Annotated in this window: 18 protein-coding genes, 2 tRNA genes and 1 pseudogene; 11 read left to right on the top strand and 10 right to left on the bottom strand. The window is 64.1% G+C overall.

All coding sequences use genetic code 11. The features are described 5' to 3' along the window. Positions 1-113: 113 nt before the first annotated feature. The 5 genes from tmk to M1D93_RS04510 all read left to right on the top strand — a co-directional run bounded on the left by tmk (position 114) and on the right by M1D93_RS04510 (position 4,799). Positions 114-770 (top strand): dTMP kinase, encoded by a 657-nt coding sequence (tmk, locus tag M1D93_RS04530; protein ID WP_461173982.1) that lies wholly within the window; start codon positions 114-116, stop codon positions 768-770. Next, the gene (locus M1D93_RS04525; RefSeq protein WP_461173981.1) at positions 767-1,909 is read left to right on the top strand and encodes a DNA polymerase III subunit delta'; all 1,143 of its coding nucleotides are present in this window, start codon (positions 767-769) and stop codon (positions 1,907-1,909) included. Before tmk ends, M1D93_RS04525 begins: the two co-directional genes overlap by 4 nt. Before the next feature lie 18 nt (positions 1,910-1,927). Further along, positions 1,928-3,493, top strand: a complete 1,566-nt coding sequence (locus tag M1D93_RS04520; RefSeq protein WP_461173980.1) for an alpha/beta hydrolase — start codon at positions 1,928-1,930, stop codon at positions 3,491-3,493. Positions 3,494-3,598: 105 nt separating this feature from the next. After that, positions 3,599-3,671: transfer RNA gene (locus M1D93_RS04515), tRNA-Thr, on the top strand. Positions 3,672-3,899: 228 nt separating this feature from the next. Continuing rightward, complete coding sequence (locus M1D93_RS04510; protein WP_461173979.1) at positions 3,900-4,799, top strand: carbon-nitrogen hydrolase family protein; 900 nt, start codon at positions 3,900-3,902, stop codon at positions 4,797-4,799. A gap of 46 nt (positions 4,800-4,845) precedes the next feature. Here M1D93_RS04510 and M1D93_RS04505 read toward each other — a convergent pair whose 3' ends face one another. Continuing rightward, positions 4,846-5,709: a phosphotransferase gene (locus tag M1D93_RS04505; RefSeq protein ID WP_461173978.1), complete on the bottom strand. Its 864-nt coding sequence runs from the start codon at positions 5,707-5,709 to the stop codon at positions 4,846-4,848. A gap of 298 nt (positions 5,710-6,007) precedes the next feature. Next, positions 6,008-6,613: a carboxymuconolactone decarboxylase family protein gene (locus tag M1D93_RS04500; RefSeq protein ID WP_461173977.1), complete on the bottom strand. Its 606-nt coding sequence runs from the start codon at positions 6,611-6,613 to the stop codon at positions 6,008-6,010. Between the two features lie 313 nt (positions 6,614-6,926). Between M1D93_RS04500 and M1D93_RS04495 the strand changes: the two genes are divergently transcribed. The 4 genes and pseudogenes from M1D93_RS04495 to M1D93_RS04480 all read left to right on the top strand — a co-directional run bounded on the left by M1D93_RS04495 (position 6,927) and on the right by M1D93_RS04480 (position 10,497). Continuing rightward, entirely contained in the window at positions 6,927-7,961 is a 1,035-nt protein-coding gene (locus tag M1D93_RS04495; RefSeq protein ID WP_461173976.1) for an AAA family ATPase, read from the top strand. Positions 7,962-8,481: 520 nt separating this feature from the next. Beyond that, positions 8,482-9,158: pseudogene (locus M1D93_RS04490) on the top strand (DNA alkylation repair protein). 128 nt (positions 9,159-9,286) lie between these two features. Then, positions 9,287-10,273: a hypothetical protein gene (locus tag M1D93_RS04485; RefSeq protein ID WP_461173975.1), complete on the top strand. Its 987-nt coding sequence runs from the start codon at positions 9,287-9,289 to the stop codon at positions 10,271-10,273. 38 nt (positions 10,274-10,311) lie between these two features. Further along, a complete protein-coding gene (locus M1D93_RS04480) occupies positions 10,312-10,497 on the top strand; it encodes a hypothetical protein (protein ID WP_461173974.1) in 186 nt (61 codons plus the stop codon). A gap of 121 nt (positions 10,498-10,618) precedes the next feature. Here M1D93_RS04480 and M1D93_RS04475 read toward each other — a convergent pair whose 3' ends face one another. The 8 genes from M1D93_RS04475 to M1D93_RS04440 form a co-directional block, all read right to left on the bottom strand. Beyond that, positions 10,619-11,464 carry an aldo/keto reductase gene (locus M1D93_RS04475; protein ID WP_461173973.1) on the bottom strand — a complete coding sequence of 282 codons (846 nt, stop codon included), beginning with the start codon at positions 11,462-11,464 and terminating at the stop codon, positions 10,619-10,621. Between the two features lie 63 nt (positions 11,465-11,527). Next, positions 11,528-12,004, bottom strand: coding sequence for a hypothetical protein (locus tag M1D93_RS04470; RefSeq protein WP_461173972.1), 477 nt, complete (start codon positions 12,002-12,004; stop codon positions 11,528-11,530). Between the two features lie 5 nt (positions 12,005-12,009). After that, positions 12,010-12,633, bottom strand: coding sequence for a bacterial proteasome activator family protein (locus tag M1D93_RS04465; RefSeq protein WP_461173971.1), 624 nt, complete (start codon positions 12,631-12,633; stop codon positions 12,010-12,012). Positions 12,634-12,711: 78 nt separating this feature from the next. Then, positions 12,712-12,915 carry a YbdD/YjiX family protein gene (locus tag M1D93_RS04460; RefSeq protein WP_461173970.1) on the bottom strand — a complete coding sequence of 68 codons (204 nt, stop codon included), beginning with the start codon at positions 12,913-12,915 and terminating at the stop codon, positions 12,712-12,714. Continuing rightward, positions 12,915-15,212: a carbon starvation CstA family protein gene (locus M1D93_RS04455; protein WP_461173969.1), complete on the bottom strand. Its 2,298-nt coding sequence runs from the start codon at positions 15,210-15,212 to the stop codon at positions 12,915-12,917. Before M1D93_RS04455 ends, M1D93_RS04460 begins: the two co-directional genes overlap by 1 nt. Before the next feature lie 244 nt (positions 15,213-15,456). Further along, a complete protein-coding gene (locus tag M1D93_RS04450) occupies positions 15,457-15,741 on the bottom strand; it encodes a DUF1540 domain-containing protein (protein WP_461173968.1) in 285 nt (94 codons plus the stop codon). Between the two features lie 114 nt (positions 15,742-15,855). After that, positions 15,856-16,461, bottom strand: a complete 606-nt coding sequence (locus M1D93_RS04445) for a PadR family transcriptional regulator (protein WP_461173967.1) — start codon at positions 16,459-16,461, stop codon at positions 15,856-15,858. A gap of 124 nt (positions 16,462-16,585) precedes the next feature. Beyond that, positions 16,586-17,569, bottom strand: coding sequence for an NAD(P)H-quinone oxidoreductase (locus M1D93_RS04440; RefSeq protein WP_461173966.1), 984 nt, complete (start codon positions 17,567-17,569; stop codon positions 16,586-16,588). 107 nt (positions 17,570-17,676) lie between these two features. On the opposite strand from M1D93_RS04440, the gene M1D93_RS04435 reads away from it, so the two are divergent. Both M1D93_RS04435 and M1D93_RS04430 read left to right on the top strand, forming a co-directional pair. After that, positions 17,677-17,764: transfer RNA gene (locus M1D93_RS04435), tRNA-Ser, on the top strand. Positions 17,765-17,957: 193 nt separating this feature from the next. Then, the gene (locus M1D93_RS04430; RefSeq protein ID WP_461173965.1) at positions 17,958-18,752 is read left to right on the top strand and encodes a VOC family protein; all 795 of its coding nucleotides are present in this window, start codon (positions 17,958-17,960) and stop codon (positions 18,750-18,752) included. Positions 18,753-18,945 lie beyond the last annotated feature (193 nt).

The raw sequence follows: 18,945 nt of genomic DNA, 5'->3' as shown, positions 1-18,945 counted from the left end.
AAGCCTACTGTCCGCCCCGGACCCCCGGAAAAGCCGTGTCCCGGCCACCAATACTGTCCACATACCGCCTGCTTCAATCTGCGATTGCCGGTGGGGGTCGGTAGGCTTGACCGGTGAGTAAACAAAGGGCGGGCCTTTTCATCGCATTTGAGGGCGGGGATGGTGCCGGTAAATCCACCCAGGCAGCCCGGCTTGCAGACGCGCTTGAAGCGCGCGGACTCACCGTCCTGCGGACCCGGGAACCCGGCGGAACGCCCATCGGGGAGAAACTTCGGTCCCTGGTCCTTGACCACGGCCACGGCCACATCGACGCCCATACCGAAGCCCTGATCTTCGCGGCGTCCAGGGCCGCCCACGCCAGCCAGGTCATCCGCCCGGCGCTTGAGCGCGGCGAGATCGTTTTGACGGACCGGTACATTGACTCTTCCGTTGCCTACCAGGGAGCGGGACGGGACCTCGGCAAGGACGCCGTCCGGTCAATCAATGCCTGGGCCACCTCCGGTTTGGAGCCCCACCTCACCGTATTGCTGGACGTTGACCCGGCAGTGGGCCGCCAGCGCCGGACCGCCGGTGATGCCGCGGAAGACCGTTTGGAATCCGAAGCTGACGAATTCCACGTCCGGATCCGGGATGCCTTCCTGGAACTGGCGAAAAGCCGCGCCGGTTCCTACCTTGTTTTGCCCGCCCATCTTCCCGTGAGCGACCTCGCCGCCCGGATCCTCCAGCGCGTGGACGGCCTGTTGGCAGCCGCGGAGGGAGACAACCCATGACGGTCTGGGACGACCTGCAGGGCCAGGCCGCCGTCGTCGAACAACTGCGCCAGGCCGCAAGCGGCGAAAACCTGACGCACGCCTGGCTGTTTACCGGGCCCCCGGGTTCGGGCCGCTCAAATGCCGCCAAGGCGTTCGCCGCGGCATTGAACTGCGACCAGGAGGAGATCAGCCGGCGTGGCTGTGGGCAGTGCCCTGCCTGCCTGACCATCCTGGGGGAAACGCACTCCGACGTCACCTTCGTCCGGACCGAAAAAGTCACCATCACCATCGACGAGGCGCGTGACCTGGTGGCCACCGCGGGCAACCGGCCGTCCTCCGGGCGCTGGCGGATCATCGTGGTGGAGGACGCTGACCGGATGGCCGAGCGCACCACCAACGTCCTGCTCAAGGCCATCGAGGAGCCCACTCCCCGGACGGTATGGATGCTGTGCGCGCCCTCCCCCGCCGACGTGCTGGTGACCATTCGCTCGCGCTGCCGCAGCGTTGCCCTGCGGCTGCCGCCGGCCGCCGATGTGGCTGCCCTGCTGGTGAAGCGCGACGGCGTGGAGCCTGCGCTGGCGGAGCGGGCGGCACGGGCGGCGCAAAGCCACGTGGGGATTGCCCGCCGGCTTGCCCGGGATCCCGCAGCCAGGGAGCGCCGGTTGGAAACCGTGCGCTTTCCCTTGGGGCTGCGGGGTGTTACAGCAGCGGTGATGATGGCCGAGAAGCTGGTCAAGATCGCCACCGCGGAGGCCAACAGTTCCAATGAGGAACGCGACGCCGCCGAGAAGGCCGCCCTGCTGGCAACCCTCGGCGCGCCCGAATCCGGCACGCTCCCACCGGCCATGCGCAGCCAGGTGAAGCAACTGGAGGAGGACCAGAAGCGCCGGGCTAAGCGCTCCATCACCGATTCCCTGGACCGGACGCTGACCGACCTGCTGTCCTTCTACCGGGATGTTCTGATCATCCAGATGGGGAATGCTGTGGAGCTCGTGAACGTTGAGTTGAGGGGTGAATTGGAGGAGTTTGCCAGCCGCTCCACTCCAGAAGCCACCCTCGCCCGGATGGACGCCATCAACAAAGCCCGTGAACGCATTACCACCACCAACGTTGCTCCGCTGTTGACCATTGAGTCCATGGCAGCCAGCCTGATCTAGCCCCACCAAGGAGACCCGATGACTGCCCGCCCCCTGCCAGCACGCCCCCGAACCTGGGTGATTGGAGTGCGTGCCGCCGGGGCCATGGTGCTTGCCATGGTTCTGGCCTCCTGCACCCTCCTTGGCGGCGGAGACCGCAGCCAGGAGGCCTCCACCGCAAAGGCGGATCCCTCGATTGTGGCCTCCGCTCCGGCTGGCCTGGAGCAGTTCTACTCGCAGGAAGTGGTGTGGGAGCCGTGCGAAAGTGAATTCCAGTGCGCCAAGGTGAAGGTGCCGATGGACTACGACCAGCCCGAGGGCGACACCATAGAACTTGCTGCGCTGCGGGCACCCAGCACGGGCAACAGGACTGGCAGCCTGCTGGTCAACCCGGGAGGACCGGGGGCATCGGGGTATGACTTCGTCAAAGATGCCTCGGGAACACACTTTTCCCAGGCCGTGCGTGATGCCTACGATCTCGTGGGCTTCGATCCCCGGGGCGTGAAGCGCTCCGCTCCCGTCAGCTGCATGACAGACGCCGAGCGCGATGCAGCGCGGGCCAAGATTTACGAACTGGAAACTGACGCCGGCCTGGAAGCGGCCCGGGCGGACAATAAAGCGATCGCCGCCCAGTGTGCCGAACAGACCGGCCCGGTACTGGCCCACATCGATACGGTGAGCTCCGCGAAGGACATGGACATCCTCCGGGCAGTGGTCAATGACAGAAAGCTCAACTACCTCGGGTACTCCTATGGCACGTTCCTGGGTTCAACGTATGCTTCGCTGTTCCCCGACAACGTGGGCCGTATGGTGCTCGACGGGGCCCTGGATCCGTCCATCAGCAATGAGGAGCTGACCCGTGGCCAGGCCCGCGCCTTCGAAAAGGCCATCGGGGCCTACGTTGCCAGCTGCCTGCAGCAGGACGGGTGCCCGTTGAGCGGGAACGTTGATTCAGGTGTGCAGCAGGTCCGTGACCTTATCGCCGCCGTTCAGCAGACTCCCCGCACGGCAAAGGACGGGCGCGTGGTCAACGCCACGATGTTCGTCAGCGGCCTCATCACCCCGCTGTACAACGACCAGAGCTGGCCTGCCCTGACCCAGGCCCTGGAAGCGGCGATGACGGGTGACGTGAGCCTTATGCTTCGGCTGGCCGATCTCGGTGCCGACCGTGCTTCCAATGGGACGTACACTTCCAACTCGACATTCGCGTTCAACGCCATCAACTGCCTGGACTACCCCATGGAGTCCGATACTGCCGCTATGCGGGCCGAACAGCAGCGCCTGATGCAGGACTCCCCCACCTTCGGTTATTTCTTCGCCTACGGCGGCACCAGCTGCGCCGACTGGCCGTACAAGAACGTCCGTACACCGGCACCCGTCGAATATACGGGCGACTCCCCTATCGTCGTAATCGGCACCACCGGCGACCCCGCCACTCCGGTCGAGTGGGCCGCTTCGCTCCGCAAGCAGCTGGGCAACGCCGCGTTGCTGACGTGGGAAGGCGAAGGCCACACCGCCTACGGCCGGTCCAACAGCTGCATCGAGGACCCCGTGGATACCTACCTTCTCACCGGTCAGGTTCCCGCCGACAACACGGTGTGCTGAAGCCCTCAGCTCCTTTCGTCCCGCCCATTTTGACCCGGGCGCCGGGACTCTATTACAGTTGACTCTTGCATGAAGCGCCCGGTTCTTCCGGGTAAACCATGCGGTGCTTCCTTAGCTCAGTCGGTAGAGCGTTTCACTCGTAATGAAAAGGTCATCAGTTCGATTCTGATAGGAAGCTCGGGATAAACCCCGGACAGCCCCTAGATCTAGGGGTTTCCGGGGTTTTTCGCTGGTTAAGCCGGGACCCTCGATTCGGACCAGGGCACACTTATGACACACTTTGGACTCCTTCCGGGATCCAGGAGCTGGTCCACCCGAGCCCTGCGTTTCCTTCTGAACTCGCGTTGCATCTGCCTCAGGTAAAACGACCGTTGACGAGGGTTGGACGCCGTGCCAACGTTTGCTTATGCCCTCAGAAACTGTGCGAGTCGCTGCAATCCAGGCCACCTCAGTAACACTCGATGCTGAGGCCACGGTGGCGAAGGGACTCGATCTCCTAGGCGAGGCATCGGCGCAAGGCGTGAAACTCGCGGTTTTCCCTGAACTGTTCATTCCTCTGTACCCGTCAAGCGTCTGGGCTTACAACGCCGGCCGCTTCGACGGATTTGATGACTTGTGGACCCGCCTCTGGGACAACTCTGTCGACGTACCAGGACCCCACATAGACCGCTTCATCTCCGCCTGCGCGAAGCACGACATGTACTGCGTGCTTGGAGTCAACGAAAGGGAATCCGCCAGGCCCGGAAGTCTGTACAACACGATGATCCTGCTTGGGCCTGAGGGCTTGCTCCTGAAGCATCGGAAGCTAATGCCCACATTGCATGAACGTCTGTTCCATGGCATTGGCCACGGGCAGGACCTGACTGTTGTTGATACTCCGCTCGGGAAAGTTGGCGGCCTTATTTGTTGGGAGAACCGCATGCCTCTTGCTCGTTATGCTCTCTATCGACAGGGCGTGCAGATATGGGCGGCCCCGACGGCCGATGACTCTGAAGGCTGGCTCTCCACCATGGGTCACATAGCAATCGAATCTGGTGCCTACGTTGTGTCGGTCCCTCAGTACATTCCCCGGTCTGCCTTTCCCGACGACTTCCCCGTCCAGCTGCCTGAGGGCGATAAAGCAATTGGACGGGGCGGTGCCGCGATATTTGAGCCAATCAATGGCCGCGCCATAGCCGGTCCTCTCTATGACCAGGAGGGGATCGTTGCCGCGGACATCGACCTGGGTCGGTCTCTGGCGGCCAAGCGGTACTTTGACGTCGTGGGGCACTACGGCCGCGAAGATGTCCTCCTCCCGCTGGCCTGAGCGCGCACGTGGTGCCACAGCCGCCGGGCACAGGTCACGCGTCCACTCACGCCAGCCCTTGGAGGTGTCTGTTCATTGCGCCCCACCGTTGAAGAAGTTCCGCAAGAGGTGTTCCGCCGTGCTGCTGAAGGAAACGGTCGTAGTCGTGCGGCGCCAGCAATACCGGCAACACGAGCCGGAGAGCGCCGACCGGCAGCCGCATTGCCGCTGACGTGGCGTAGGCGTCATATACCCCTGCTGGACTGACGTGGCATTTTTCGTCGTTAAGGCCGTCCATGTAACCCTCAAGAGCGGTCTTCTCCAGCTCCTTCATGTGTTGCGGTTCAATGTGGCCCATAGCCACGCTTGCGGCTACAAGAGAGGCAAGCTCTTCTCCATGTGCGGCATGCCCTACAAAGGCCCAGTCGATGGCGACTGTCTGCTCTTGCCCGGCGGGGTCGCGGCGTGAGAAGAGGTTGCCGCGGTAGGCGTCAAGGTGGCAGAGCGTTTGGGGAAGACTTTCCAGAAAGTCCAGGCGCCGGTGGCGATCCCTCCAGAGCCGGAGGATATGGTCGACGTCGTACATCTGAATCACGTTGGGATGGTCTCTGTGCCGCGAGATGATGTCGATGTAGGGCCCGGCTTCCTTGATCCAGCCTCGCAACCAGTTGCGGCTGAGCCACGGGTAAGCCGGCAGCGCAGCGCTGCTACTGTACGAGCCGTTGAACCGTCCGAGGTGGTAGGCCGCCAGCCCGTAGCGGGATACAGGCCAAGTTTCTTCGGCTTCGCCGCCAACGTCCTCAAGCCACAGCCACGTTGTGCCGTCGGTATTTGTACTGATTTCCAGGCAGCACGGTGCGTGAGTCCCACGTTGAGTCCGTCCAGCAACCCTGAGCTGTAGGCCAGCGCTTCGCGCTGGCCATTGTTCCACTGAGAAGGGTTGCCCGATTCAGCAGTCGGTTGGAGGATCTTCAAGATCAAGGTCCAGGGAGAAGCCCCCGCGGATTGGGTCGCTGTACCGCTGATTCTGTAGAGCCCGGCCGATTCTCCCCCTCCAGTGTTGACCGTTGAGATTGTCCAGTCTGATACGCCGACGTCATGCGCTGCCTGTGTTGCCTTTTCAACAAGGCGGGCAATCGTTTGACGGTCGAGAGCCGGGGTCTTCATGGCTGCCCTCCGCGGTGTTGATTTGACGCTCCGGTTCGGCAACATGAGGTGCCCAATGCCTCCTATGTGATGTTGTCCAGTCCAGGCACCTTCAGCGGGAACAAGGGGGCCAGCAGTGCATTCTTCAGATCCTCGCTCATCCCCCTTGGAACGTCGAGGTCAACTGCCATGGCCAGGACCGACCGGCTGATGAAGTTTCGTGCGGCGGCCGCCATCGTGATGTCCACGACTTCACGGTCACTGAAACTCAGGTCCCGCAGTCGCTGCGTATCCGCGTCAGTCATGCCAGCCGCGTCGGTGCAGAGTTTTACCGCGTAATCCATCATCGCTACTTCCGCCTCGGACAGGTTGGCATCGTGGAAGTCCCTTGCGATGGCCCGCAGCTGCTCCTCGCTGAAGATGTGGAGAGACTTTTTACCGTGGGCCAACATGCAGTGCGTGGAGCCGATAGCTTGAGATGCGGCCAGCGTGACCAGCTCATAGCGGCGCGATCCTAGCGATGTACTGATGGCTCCAAGGAGCGATTGGCAGGCGAGGTATGCTTCCGGGTTCAGACTCAGCGCCTTCGTGTAGCTCGGCACGTAACCCAGCGAACGCCTGTCGTCCTCATAAATTTCAGCGGTTAGGCCAGTGGCCTCGGTTTCAGGCGTCACTCGCAGGATTGCCATGAGAGCTCCTTGGTTTGGCTGGCCGCGGCAACCAGCCGGCGCTACCTCTTCCCAGCAAGGAGGTCGTGATGTGGACCCATTGTGGCTTCCGCCCAGGGAATAGTAAATGGCTGAATCCCCCTATTTAGATGTCCGCTTTCCCTAGCCGGGAAGTTCCGCCTCGCGGAGGCCCAGCTCGGGTAGCTCCATGGTGCTCCCGGACACTGACAGTCTTGTGGACGAGGGCGGGCGCGTCCCGGACTACAACCATCAGTGAGTTGATACTGGTGAGCCAACCCCACCACGGCCGGGAATCGAGTACTACAGTTGATCCATGGCTCCCGGCCGCAATCCGCTCGACGACCTGCGCGAAACCATCGGTCATCTGGCCGATCAGCTCAAGCTGCCCGGTTCCGAACGCGTCGACGACCTGGTCGGCGATCTCATTGGTGTAAGGCCGGGGCCGGCCCGGCCGCTGTCCGAGGTGCAGGCCGAGCTCGACGCGCTGGTCGGACTGGAGACCGTGAAGGAACAAGTGCGGGCCCTCGTCGCACTGCTCCAGGTCCAGGCCCGCCGTAAGGCGCACGGCCTGCCGGAGGTGGCCACATCACAGCATCTGGTGTTCCTCGGAAACCCGGGCACGGGCAAGACCACCGTGGCCCGGCTCCTGGCCGAGATGTATCGCGCGGTCGGACTGCTGCAGAAAGGCCACCTGGTCGAGGTCGACCGTTCGGGCCTGGTGGGGCAGTACGTTGGCGCGACCGCCATCAAGACGGACCGGGTGATCCGGCGTGCGCTGGACGGCGTCCTTTTCATCGACGAGGCCTACGCACTGGCCCCGGAGGACGGCCGGATGGACTTCGGGCCCGAGGCGATCGAGGTCCTGCTCAAGCGGATGGAGGACCACCGCCACCGCCTGGTCGTGATCGTGGCCGGGTACCCGCGGCTGATGGAGTCCTTCTTGCTCTCGAACCCCGGACTGCGCTCCCGGTTCGCCCGCGAGATCACGTTCCCCGATTACTCCGTCGACGCACTCCAGACGATCTTCCACCAGATGCTGGCCCAGCACGAGTACACGCTGGAGCCGGGTGCCGACCAGATCCTGCGCCGCATCTTCACCGGGCTCCACGCGGGCGAAGACTCCGGCAACGCACGGTTCGCCCGCACGCTGTTCGAGCAGGCGCTCAACCGCCAGGCGCTGCGGCTGTCGCTCGACGAGGAACAAAGTCTCGACGCACTCGATCGTGAGGCCGTCATGACGCTCACCGCAGACGACATCGTCCAGGCCGCGCTGGCCTTGGGTGAGGAGCCGGAACCGGAACCGACACCGGAGCCGGAGCCGTCACGTTGGTGGCGCTGGCTGGTCTGACTGGATTCGCCCCGGCCCAGGCCTTATCCGCCTTCCTGGCGGCGAGTAGTTGCGTGTCAACTGTGAAGCGGCCGTCCATACGGATAGTCCACCCATTCGCCCGGGACACCATCACCCGCCACTGCTTTTGCTCCCTGCATCACGGAGTGGCAGTCAGCCGGAAAACGGGCTCCCCCTGTACTGACCGAACCCGTTGCATGCCCTGCCCACAGCAAGTAGCTGAGCCACGCAAAACTCAAGTACTTCCTACTCATGACCAGCGGGTAACCGGCTCCTACTCTGGTTGGTACGGCAGCATGCCGGCCACGGCTGCTGCCGGCCATCCGCGTTCGGCTGTGAACGCGCTTCATTGCCGCAACTGGCCACTGCTCTGCACAGTCAGCCCTTACCGGCGGGTCGGCACGTGGTTGTTGCCACGGCTTCAACGGCGCCAAATGAAGGGGGCGGAAGCGAGCCGGCGTGTACGGGACCGTGCTTCATCGTAGGCTGAGCTTTCCCACACGACGGAGAGGAACCCCTGATGGCCGGGACTGCATTGACCGGGACGAGCGTGCCCGAGCTGATGGCCGAGCTTGCGGACCTTGAGGATCCGCGGGCACGCGAGGTAAACGAAAAACACGGCGACGATCACGGTGTGAACCTCAGCAAGCTGCGGGCGGTCGCGAAGCGGCTGAAGACGCAGCAGGAACTCGCCCGCGAGCTCTGGGACACTGGAGACACCGCAGCCAAACTTCTGGCCCTCCTGATTTGCCGCCCGAAGGCGTTCGGGCGCGACGAGTTGGACGCGAGGCCCGCGCACCCAAGGTGCAGGACTGGTTCGTCAACTACGTGGTGAAGAAGAATCCACACTCGGAAGAGCTGCGGCTGGCCTGGTTCGCCGACCCCGATCCCATGGTCGCCAGCGCCGGCTGGGCATTGACGTCCGAACGTGTGGCGAAGCAGCCCGAGGGCCTCGACCTGGCCGGGCTGCTGGACGTCATTGAGGCCGGGATGAAAGGTGCGCCCGATCGCCTGCAGTGGGCGATGAACACTTGCCTCGCCCAGATCGGGATCGGGCACGCCGAGCACCGGGATCGGGCCATTTCTATCGGCGAACGCCTTGAAGTGCTGAAGGACTACCCAACTCCTCCGGGCTGCACGTCGCCGTTTGCGCCGATCTGGATCACGGAAATGGTTCGCCGGCAAAATGACAGTTAGCAGAGCCGTGGTTCTGCGGGTTCCCCATACCTAGCGCCGTGTCCCCCGGGCATTGGCTGCGAAGGAACACTTCGCCGGCAGTGTCCCTCGGCCACCGGGCTTTGCCCGACCTGCCTAAGATGGCGTGCATGGAAGACGAGGCCCTGGCAGAGATCGCGAACGAGCTCTATGCCAAGCCGATGGAAGACTTTGTGGCTGCACGCTCCGCTGCAGCGAAGGAAGCTTCCCGTTCGGATAAGGAACTCGGCGCAGCAGTAAAGGCGCTGCCAAAGCCGTCCGTTGCTGCCTGGGCCGTGAACATGCTGGCCCTGCACCAACCGGACGTCCTCGCCGAACTGGCAGATCTTGGCGGCAGGATGCGCGGGGCACAGTCGTCACTGGACGCCGCGGCACTACGGGAGCTGGGACGTGAGCGCCGCACCATGCTGGCCGCCGCCGTCGATACTGCCCGCTCAGTCGCCCAACAGCAGGGCCGGTCCATCAGCGATGCCATGGCGACCGACGTCGAGGAGACCTTACGGGCCCTGACAGCAGACGAAGGCGCAGCTGCTGCTGTCCAAAGCGGACGGCTCGTGAAGACACTTTCGGCCGACGGGGTTAATGCCGTGGAGCTTGAGGGCTCCGTGGCAGTCCCCGCCGCCCTGCCCGCACCCAGGGCAGCTCCCGCTCCCGCCAAGCTGCCGCCGCGGAAGGAACAGGCGCGGGAGGAACAGACACAGAGTACGACGGCGGCAGGAGCCACACGGAGCAAGCCGGACAAGCCGCGGCTCGAGGCAGTCCGGCAGACACCGCGCCCAACCTCTCCACCCGCGCTGGAGAAAGCCAAGGCCGCCCTGGCGGAAGCGCAGGCGGCGGAAGCTGAGACTGCGCAGCTGGCCCGGGACCTACAGGACCAGGCCGACGAAACACGGACTGAAATTGCTGAGCTGCAGCAGGAGACAGCGGAACTTCGGGCCCGCCTCAAAGCGGCCGAGGACCGGCTGGAGCAGTGCCGCAAAAAGCTGGTAAGCACCACCGCCGAAGCCAAACAGGCCGTACGGGCCGCGGACAAAGCGGAGCGGACAGCGATGCTCGCCCAGGAACGCGTCCTCCGGCTGGGCAACACGCGGGGCTGATTCCGAGGAATGTCAGACCCCGGTTGCACACTGGAATTATGGAACACCAACTCGTAGAAGAATTCCACGTCACCTACTTCGATGCCGACTGCGGCCGGTCCCGAGCCGAGGTTTTTGACACCTTGGCCGAGGCCGAACGCTTTGCCAGCCGGCAATGTGCCGGCGAGGACAGCTGGGCCGTCGTGGACGCAGTCCCGGTCCAGCAGGTGCGTATTGCCGCCTGATCGAGGCCGGCTAAGTCGGGACCGCTTAGTCGGCGCCGCTTAAAGCAGTAACCCGCGTTGCCCAGACACATGTCCAGGCAACGCGGGTCAAAGTCCGGCTTGGGCCGGTGCGCGTTTCAGCTTAAGCGAAATCGGCAACTGCAGGATCGGCTCCGATACGGCCTTCGCCCTTGGCGCTGCGGTCCAGTGCGTTGATGGCCTCGATGTCATCTGCATCCAGGGAAACATCAAGTGCCGCGAAGTTCTCGCGGATCCGTGACTCGGTGACGGACTTGGGGATGACCACGTTGCCGATGGCGAGGTGCCAGGCAATAACCACCTGTGCAGGCGTGGCCGCGTGCTTGGCTGCGATGGACGCCACCGTTGCGTCCTCGAGGAGCTCGCCGCCCTGGCCCAGCGGTGACCAGGCCTGCGTCAGGATCCCCTTGGAGGCGCCGAACTCGCGCAGTTCGCGCTGGCTGAAGTACGGGTGGAGCTCGATCTGGTGGATCGCCGGGACCACGCCCGTCTCATCGATGAGCCGCTCCAGGCCTTCAACCGTGAAGTTCGAAACACCAATCGATTTAACGCGCCCGCGCTTCTGCAGCTCGATCAGAGCCTTCCAGGTATCCACGTACTTGTCGCGTTTGGGCGTCATCCAGTGGATCAGGTAGAGGTCCAGGGTCTCAAGGCCCAGCCGGTCCATTGAGTCCTCGAAGGCGGCAAGGGTGGACTCGTAGCCCTGGTCGGAGTTCCAAAGCTTGGTGGTGATGAACAGCTGCTCCGGTGACAGGCCTGAACTGGCAATAGCCCGGCCGACGCCTGCCTCATTGCCGTAGATCTTGGCGGTGTCGATGTGGCGGTAGCCCGCCTCGAAGGCCTGGCGGACTACCTTTTCCGCCACTCCATCCTCAACCTGCCACACGCCGTAGCCGAGTTGGGGGATCTGGTTACCGTCGTTGAAAGTCAGTGTCGGTGAAAAAGTCATGGTTCATATCCTGCCAAACCCACTGCCCGGAGCACCACGATCGGGGCCGACTAAGCCAGACGCTTAACCGGGAATATCTTCCTGCCGGGATCCCAGGCTTTCCTCACGCAGCTGCCGCTCGGCGTCGGCCACCTGCTGGAATACGGCCTCCGCGCGGCGCCGCACGGAGGCTGCTCCTACCGGGACGGGGCCCACGGCAAGGCGCAGCATGGCAGCAGCTTCGGCTGTGGTGGCGAGGGAGTTGCCCGCCTTAGACAGCGACCGGTGGACAGGTGCGAGGGCAACCGGGATGTCCAGTCCCTCACTGGGCGACCGTTGCTGTGCTGCCACGCAGACTGCCCTGACGCGGTCCAGCAGGGCAGCCAGCTCGTTGGCGATCTCCACCAGCTCCCCGTAGAGCTGGTCGTCCTCAACCCCTTCGAGGACCTGGTGGAAACGGTCCAGCCCCCGGTGGAAGCGGTCGTGGGCACGGCGCCACAATCCTTTGCCAAGTTCCGCGTCGTCCTTGCGCCCCTGCCTGGCGGCGCTGAAAAAGCCCAACTGCCCTAGAGGTACTGTCCCGGACCGTGGTCCGGCTCATTGGGCTGCCCAGGCCGGGCCGGAGCGCCCGGCCGGTGGCCGGCCGACGCACGCTGGGGCTCTCCGTTTTCCCCGATCACGACGCCGGGCGCGATCACGGTGCCGGGCGGGAGCTGGCGGAGCTGCAGCTGCGCGGCCGCGTGCTCGCGGGCGGCGTGCTGTGCAGCAATGGCAGTCTGGATGCCGTGGAACAAACCCTCCAGCCACCCCACCAGCTGGGCCTGGGCTATGCGGAGCTCAGCGTCGGAAGGTGTGGCCTCATCGGAGAAGGGAAGGCTGATCCGGTCCAGTTCCGCCACCAGCTCAGGGGCAAGCCCGTCCTCCAGCTCTTTGATGGAGCGCTCGTGGATCTCGGCGAGCCGGCCCCGGGCGGCGTCGTCAAGAGGGGCGGACTTCACCTCTTCCAGCAGCTGCCTGATCATGGTTCCGATCCGCATCACCTTGGCTGGTTCGTCCACCAAATCCTGCAGGCTAGTGCTTTTGGGCTTGCTGCCGTTGTCCGGGACAGCAGGTGCCGGCTGGCTGTCGTCAATGGTGGTGCCTTCTACCGGGAGGTCCTCAGGTGCCTGAGTGTCTTTCGGATCGCTCATGCGTTCATACTCTCATGAGCGATCCGCCCGGGGTCCACTCCATGAAGCCCGCCGACAGTTTGTCCGCTGCAGGCTAAATCAGCAGCACCGGCCCTGGGGATTGGAGTCCTGGCGGTCGGTCCGGTCCCGCCAGAACTCACGCTCGCCCAAGGGTGGCGTGCTATGGCCTGCTGCCTGGTGGTGCTCCAAGTACTTCGCGTACGCATCCGCCCCCAGTACGTCGCGGAAATAGCGCGCGAAACCCCGGAAACCTTTGGCAACGGCAGCGAGTCCGGAGCTCATCAGTGGTGTCCTGCCCTCTCGAACCTCAGCTCGGCGGGGACCTTGTCCCACTCAGCCATCAGCTCCCGCTCCCCCGGCGTCGGAATGAGCCCGGCGGGGGCGAAGACGCGCGAAGGCCTGGCGGGGTCCTCATTGCCCCTGGCCGCTGTCGCGTCCGCGCGATTGCGGAACGCCCTGATGGTGGCGAGCAACGCCGTCGTGATCACGATGATGCTCAGCACCACAAAGATCACCGACAGCCAGCCTTGGATGGCGGTGTTGCGCACCACGGCCTCCATCGCTGCCACGGACTTTGCGGTGCCGAACTCCGTCTTCCCTTCCGCCAGTGCCTTGCTGAAGGCCGCGTTGTTGGCGAAGTAGCCCACCGCCGGGGTGGACGAGAAGATCTTCTGGTAGCTCGCCGTGATGGTGACCACCGCGGCGAAGGCCAGGGGCAGCGCCACGATCCACAGGTACTTGAAGGTTCTTTGCTTAGCGACGATGGCCAGGCAGACGGACAAAGCGATTGCGGCGAGCAGCTGGTTGGCGATGCCGAACAGCGGGAACAGCGTGTTGATGCCGCCCAGCGGATCGGTCACACCCATCAGCAGCACGGCACCCCAGGCCCCTACCATGATGGCGGTGCAGAGCCAGGCGCCGGGCCGCCAGGAGTGCTCCTTGAACTTGGGAACGAAGTTGCCAATAGAGTCCTGCAGCATGAACCGGGCAACGCGGGTGCCGGCGTCGACTGCCGTGAGGATGAAGAGGGCCTCGAACATGATGGCGAAGTGGTACCAGAACGCCATCATGGCCGTGCCACCAATGAACTGCTGCATGATGTGGGCGAGGCCGACGGCGAGGGTCGGGGCGCCACCTGTCCGCGAAACGATGCTTTCTTCACCCACGTTGGCGGCAGTCTGCGCGAGGAAGTCCGGGGTGATGTTGACCCCGGCCAGGCCCAGGCTGTTGACCCAGGTAGCAGCTGTTTCCACGGTTCCGCCGGTGAGGGCGGCCGGGGCGTTCATGGCGAAGTAGAGGCCACGGTCGATGGAGATTGCCGCGACCAGGGCCATAATGGCCACGAACGACTCCATCAGCATTCCGCCGTAGCCAATGAAACGGGTCTGCCGTTCCTTTTCGACGAGTTTCGGTGTGGTGCCGGAGGAAATCAGGGCGTGGAATCCGGAGAGGGCGCCGCAGGCAATGGTGACGAAGAGGAAGGGGAACAGTGCGCCGGGGAAGACCGGGCCGTTCTCCCTGCTGGCGAACTCGCTGAAGGCCGGGACGGCGATCTCGGGGCGGACCACGATGATGGCCAACGCGAGCATCACGATCACGCCGATTTTCATAAAGGTGGATAGGTAGTCGCGCGGAGCCAGGAGCAGCCACACCGGCAGGATGGCTGCGATGAAGCCATAGATGATAAGTCCCCAGGCGATGGTGACCTTGTCCAGGGTGAACATGTCCGCGCCCCATGGGGTCTCGGCAACGATGCCCCCGCCGATAATCGCAGCCATCAGCAGGACAAAGCCGATCAGGGAAACTTCCATGATCTTGCCGGGCCGCAGGTAGCGGAGGTAGACGCCCATGAACAGGGCGATCGGGATGGTCATGCCAACCGAGAAGACGCCCCACGGGCTTTCACCAAGGGCATTGACGACGACCAAGGCAAGGATGGCCACAATGATGACCATGATCAGCAGGGTGGCGATCAGGGCTGCGGTGCCGCCGATGACGCCCAGTTCCTCCCGGGCCATCTGTCCCAGCGAGCGCCCGCCGCGCCGCATCGAGAAGAACATGACCAGGTAGTCCTGCACTGCGCCGGCCAGGACGACGCCGATGATGATCCAGATAGTGCCGGGCAGGTATCCCATTTGGGCTGCAATGACGGGGCCGACCAGCGGTCCGGCACCGGCGATGGCGGCGAAGTGGTGGCCGAACAGGACGTTGCGGTCCGTGCGGACGTAGTCCTTGCCATCCGCCTTGTACTCTGCGGGGGTGGCCCGGCGGTCATCCGGCCGGGTGATGTAGCGCTCGATGACCTTGGAATAGAAGCGGTAGCCGATGAGGTAGGTGCAGACCGAGGCGAACACGAACCAGATGGCGTTGACCGTCTCGCCACGGATGATCGCGAGCATGAACCACGCCACGCCGCCCAGCAGGGCAATCGCGGCCCACAGGGCAATCTTCCCAGGCGTCCATCTCTTCTCTTCCGCCTCGCGGACCTTTTCGTCCAGGGACGAGGGAGGAAGACCGGTGTCGGTGGCAACCGCACCTTCACCCCGGCCTGCGCTCCGTCGATCAGGCATTTCGGCCATGTCTCCTCCTTGAGATTCTGTTCGCTTCTGCTGACAGGCACCCTACCAACGACAGGTGCGGATCGGGCTGGATTCCGCCGCTTTGGGAAGAGCCCTGCGCCGAGCGGCCGGCACCCGTCGTCGAGCGACATGCTGCGGCTGCGCCCCGCGGCGCTTCCGGCCTGCGTACGGCTCCAAGCAAAGAGGGCCCCCACCCGGTGTTCCGGACGAAGGCCCTGACTCCCGCCAGCGGCGGAAACGGTTGCTAGACGTGTGAGTAGGTGAGGCAGTCGGCGTTGTCGGCCCCTGGCCCAACGTGCACTTCAGGTGCCTTGCACATCAGGTGGTCGTTGTGGACGCATTCGGAGCGCTGGCAGGCTCCCACATCGGCCAGCACCTTCGGCAGGCCCCCGTGAGTTCCGGTGTCAATGAAGGTGGCGCAGTGTGCATGGTTTTCGGCACCGCCCACCGTGATGGCAGCGGCATTGCAGTTCGTGTGATCGTTAAAGGAACAGTTCGTTACGCTGCAGTCTGCGACGTGCGTTGTCATGGAAAGTCCTCCTGGTTCCGCTGCCCTGGCCGGGCGGCTCCTGAACCCACGGTAAGCCTGTTGGCAACAATCAAAAAGACCCAATTTAGTGACCTAATTGCGGTCCGCGGACGCTCACCGGCGGCTGTCCGCGGTGGGCAGTGCGGCGTTGTCCGTGACCCCGTTGGACGTCCTGCGTGCTGCCTGCCCGGCGGGCTGGGCCTGCTGGACCATCCTGGCCTCACAAAGATCCAGCCAGCGGACCTCCGCCTCCGTCTGGAAAATCAGGGAATCAACAACCAGCAGCCAGGCAGTGTCTCCCAAGCGCTGGCCGCCGGCGGTGTCCCTCCGGGCCTTGGTGTAGTCCTGCAGCGCCCTGATGGAAGCCACCCGCTGCGCCTGGATGATGCCTTTCACGTCCACCCCAGGGATGGTGACGGCGAGTGACAGTTTGATGGCCAGCTCGTTGCGCGGCGGGTTGCTCCGCTCCACCGGCGCCGTGAACCAGCTCCCAACCTCCGCTTTGCCGGCGTCAGTGATGCTGTAAATGACATGGCCCTCGCCGTCGTCGCCGTCCTTGGTCACCAGGCCATCGCGTTCCAGCCGGTCCAGCGTCGTGTACACCTGCCCGATGTTCAGCGGCCAGGTGGCTCCTGTGCGGTTCTCAAACTCAACCCGCAATTGGTAGCCGTAGCGCGGCTGGTCCTGCAGCAGGGCGAGGAGGCTGTGACGGATGGACATGGCGCTCCTTATGCTTGCAAGCCTGGGGACACACGCCCCGAACGCGGCTGCATACCGCGTATGGGTGGAGCGTAATGCACCAGGACTTCCGGGGCAATACTCAGTATCCATGCCTCGGAGGGCCCTACATCAGCAGAAGGATTTTCCCTACATGGTCGCCGCTGTCGAAGTACTCATGGGCAGCCCGCACCTGATCCAGCGGGAAGGTCTTGGCAACCAGCGGACGGATCCTGCCGTCGCTGACCAGCGGCCAAACGGCATCGCGGACGGCGTTCATGATGGCACCTTTTTCTTCGACGGGCCGGGGCCTCAATGCCGTCGCCACCACCGCCGCCCGCTTCTTCAGCAGCTGTCCCAGGTCCAGCTCCCCCTTGGTGCCGCCCTGCAGGCCAATCACCACCAGCCGTCCGTAGTCGGCGAGCGCTTCCACGTTCTGCGACAGGTACTTGGCACCGACGACGTCGAGGATCACGTCAGCGCCCCGCCCGCCATTCTGCTCGCGGAGGCTCGCAGGAAAATCCTCTTCCGTGTAGTTGATTGCAATATCGGCACCGAGGAAGGCTTTTGCCGTCCCCACCTTCTCGTCCGTACCCGCGGTCGTTGCCACCTTTGCGCCCAGGGCCTTGGCCAGCTGGATGGCCATGGTGCCGATCCCGCCGGTGGCGCCGTGGATCAGAACTGTCTCGCCGGCCTGGAGCTGGGCGGTCATGACCAGGTTGGAGTAAACCGTGGCGGCCACCTCCGGCAGGGACGCCGCGGTGACCAGGTCCACGCCGTCGGGCACCCGCAGGACCTGCTCAGCGGGCACCGCCACCTGCTGGGCATATCCGCCGCCGGCCAGCAGCGCCACCACCTTGTCCCCAAGGGAGAACGGCTTGCTGACCCCGGTGCCAAAGCCCGCGATCCGGCCGGAAACCTCCAGTCCCGGGATCTCCGAAGCACCGGGCGGCGGCGGGTAGAAGCCCCTGCGCTGCTGCACGTCCGCGCGGTTCAGGCCGGCGGCGACGACGTCGATCAGCACCTCCCCGGGTCCGGGTACCGGAGCGTCCGTCTCACGGACCTCAAGTACTTCCGGGCCGCCCGGTTCGGATATGTAGACGGCTTTCATGGAACACTCCCGTTTCTGACTGAATAGTGGCTGCAACCAGTGTGCACCGGACAGCTTCCGGTCTCTGTTTTGTTGCAGGCAAGTGCCTATGAAACACTACTAGTCGAGGAAGGTTGTCCGAGCGGCCGAAGGAGCTAGTCTTGAAAACTAGTGTGCGGTAACCCCGTACCAAGAGTTCGAATCTCTTACCTTCCGCGATTGGGACCCCTGTCCGCCAGCACGCTGGCCGGCAGGGGTCCTTCGTTTGTCCCGGACAACTGCGTGCACGGGCCGGAACGGGCCGGAACCATTGAAAGTGTCAGAGCCCCCGCATAGCCTCTTGGTGTCCGTCCGGAACGGAGATCCATCCGCTCCTGAACAACGGATCACCACTCAACCAGGAGACGCTATGCCCACTCCCGACATCAAACCCGGCTACCCCTGCTGGATTGACCTGATGACCTCCGACACCGCCAAGGCCCGCGAGTTCTACGGCGAACTCTTTGGCTGGCAGTTCCAAACGGGTGACCAGGAGCTCTACGGCGGCTACATCACCGCCCTCAAGAACGAAAAAAACGTGGCCGGCATTATGCAGAAGCAAGAGGACCAGGCGGGACTCCCGGACATGTGGTCCACCTACTTGTGCACAGACGACGCCGCTGCCACGGCAGCCTCAGCGGCCTCCAACGGCGGAGAGATCTACATGGAGCCCATGGACGTCCCGGGGCAGGGAGTCATGGCATATTTTGCCGATTCCAGCGGCGCTGCGGTGGGTGCTTGGCAGCCCCGCGGAATGGGCGGGTATGGAATCGCTGCCGAACCCGGGGCCCCTGCATGGCATGAACTGCACACCAAGGAGTACGACGATGCCGTGAAGTTCTATGAAAACGTTTTTGGCTGGCAGACGAGTGTCATGAGCGAAGCTCCCGAGTTCCGTTACACCACCCTCGGTGCCGGGGAAGCCGCGCAGGCCGGGATCATGGACGCTTCCGGGTATCTTCCGGACGCTGTCCCTTCCCACTGGCAGGTGTACTTCGCCGTCGAGGATACCGATGCCGCGGTTGCGCGCACCCTGGCGATGGGAGGCTCTATCCTGGACGGACCGGCAGACAGCGACTTTGGCCGGGTGGCGCAGTTGGCAGATCCAATGGGCGGCATGTTTAAGGTCATTTCAAGCCCCGCCGGGTCTGTACAGGACCAGTAAGCCGAAGCCTGGTCCCACGCGTCGGAAGTAATGCTCACGAGAACGGCCAGCCGGCGCTTCCCCGCAAGCTACCAACGGTCAGCCGGCGACCCAAGCCGCCGTCGTAAAGGCACGACCCTCCGGACGCTCTCTCACTAGTCCGAAAATGGAGGGGACGTGACCGTGGTCGGTGCGCACTGGTGCACCCGTCATG

It is taken from the genome of Arthrobacter sp. Z1-9, from assembly GCF_054792695.1.
Note: the sequence above shows the minus strand (reverse complement) of the source record. Positions and strands in the feature narration are given on the sequence as shown.

What these genes read in the sequence shown, in the direction of transcription:
- M1D93_RS04525 (WP_461173981.1), top strand. Translation starts at nt 767, where the DNA reads ATGACGGTCTGGGACGACCTGCAGGGCCAGGCCGCCGTCGTCGAACAA.
- M1D93_RS04520 (WP_461173980.1), top strand. Translation starts at nt 1,928, where the DNA reads ATGACTGCCCGCCCCCTGCCAGCACGCCCCCGAACCTGGGTGATTGGA.
- M1D93_RS04510 (WP_461173979.1), top strand. Translation starts at nt 3,900, where the DNA reads ATGCCCTCAGAAACTGTGCGAGTCGCTGCAATCCAGGCCACCTCAGTA.
- M1D93_RS04500 (WP_461173977.1), bottom strand. Translation starts at nt 6,613, where the DNA reads ATGGCAATCCTGCGAGTGACGCCTGAAACCGAGGCCACTGGCCTAACC.
- M1D93_RS04495 (WP_461173976.1), top strand. Translation starts at nt 6,927, where the DNA reads ATGGCTCCCGGCCGCAATCCGCTCGACGACCTGCGCGAAACCATCGGT.
- M1D93_RS04485 (WP_461173975.1), top strand. Translation starts at nt 9,287, where the DNA reads ATGGAAGACGAGGCCCTGGCAGAGATCGCGAACGAGCTCTATGCCAAG.
- M1D93_RS04480 (WP_461173974.1), top strand. Translation starts at nt 10,312, where the DNA reads ATGGAACACCAACTCGTAGAAGAATTCCACGTCACCTACTTCGATGCC.
- M1D93_RS04475 (WP_461173973.1), bottom strand. Translation starts at nt 11,464, where the DNA reads ATGACTTTTTCACCGACACTGACTTTCAACGACGGTAACCAGATCCCC.
- M1D93_RS04465 (WP_461173971.1), bottom strand. Translation starts at nt 12,633, where the DNA reads ATGAGCGATCCGAAAGACACTCAGGCACCTGAGGACCTCCCGGTAGAA.
- M1D93_RS04460 (WP_461173970.1), bottom strand. Translation starts at nt 12,915, where the DNA reads ATGAGCTCCGGACTCGCTGCCGTTGCCAAAGGTTTCCGGGGTTTCGCG.
- M1D93_RS04455 (WP_461173969.1), bottom strand. Translation starts at nt 15,212, where the DNA reads ATGGCCGAAATGCCTGATCGACGGAGCGCAGGCCGGGGTGAAGGTGCG.
- M1D93_RS04450 (WP_461173968.1), bottom strand. Translation starts at nt 15,741, where the DNA reads ATGACAACGCACGTCGCAGACTGCAGCGTAACGAACTGTTCCTTTAAC.
- M1D93_RS04445 (WP_461173967.1), bottom strand. Translation starts at nt 16,461, where the DNA reads ATGTCCATCCGTCACAGCCTCCTCGCCCTGCTGCAGGACCAGCCGCGC.
- M1D93_RS04440 (WP_461173966.1), bottom strand. Translation starts at nt 17,569, where the DNA reads ATGAAAGCCGTCTACATATCCGAACCGGGCGGCCCGGAAGTACTTGAG.
- M1D93_RS04430 (WP_461173965.1), top strand. Translation starts at nt 17,958, where the DNA reads ATGCCCACTCCCGACATCAAACCCGGCTACCCCTGCTGGATTGACCTG.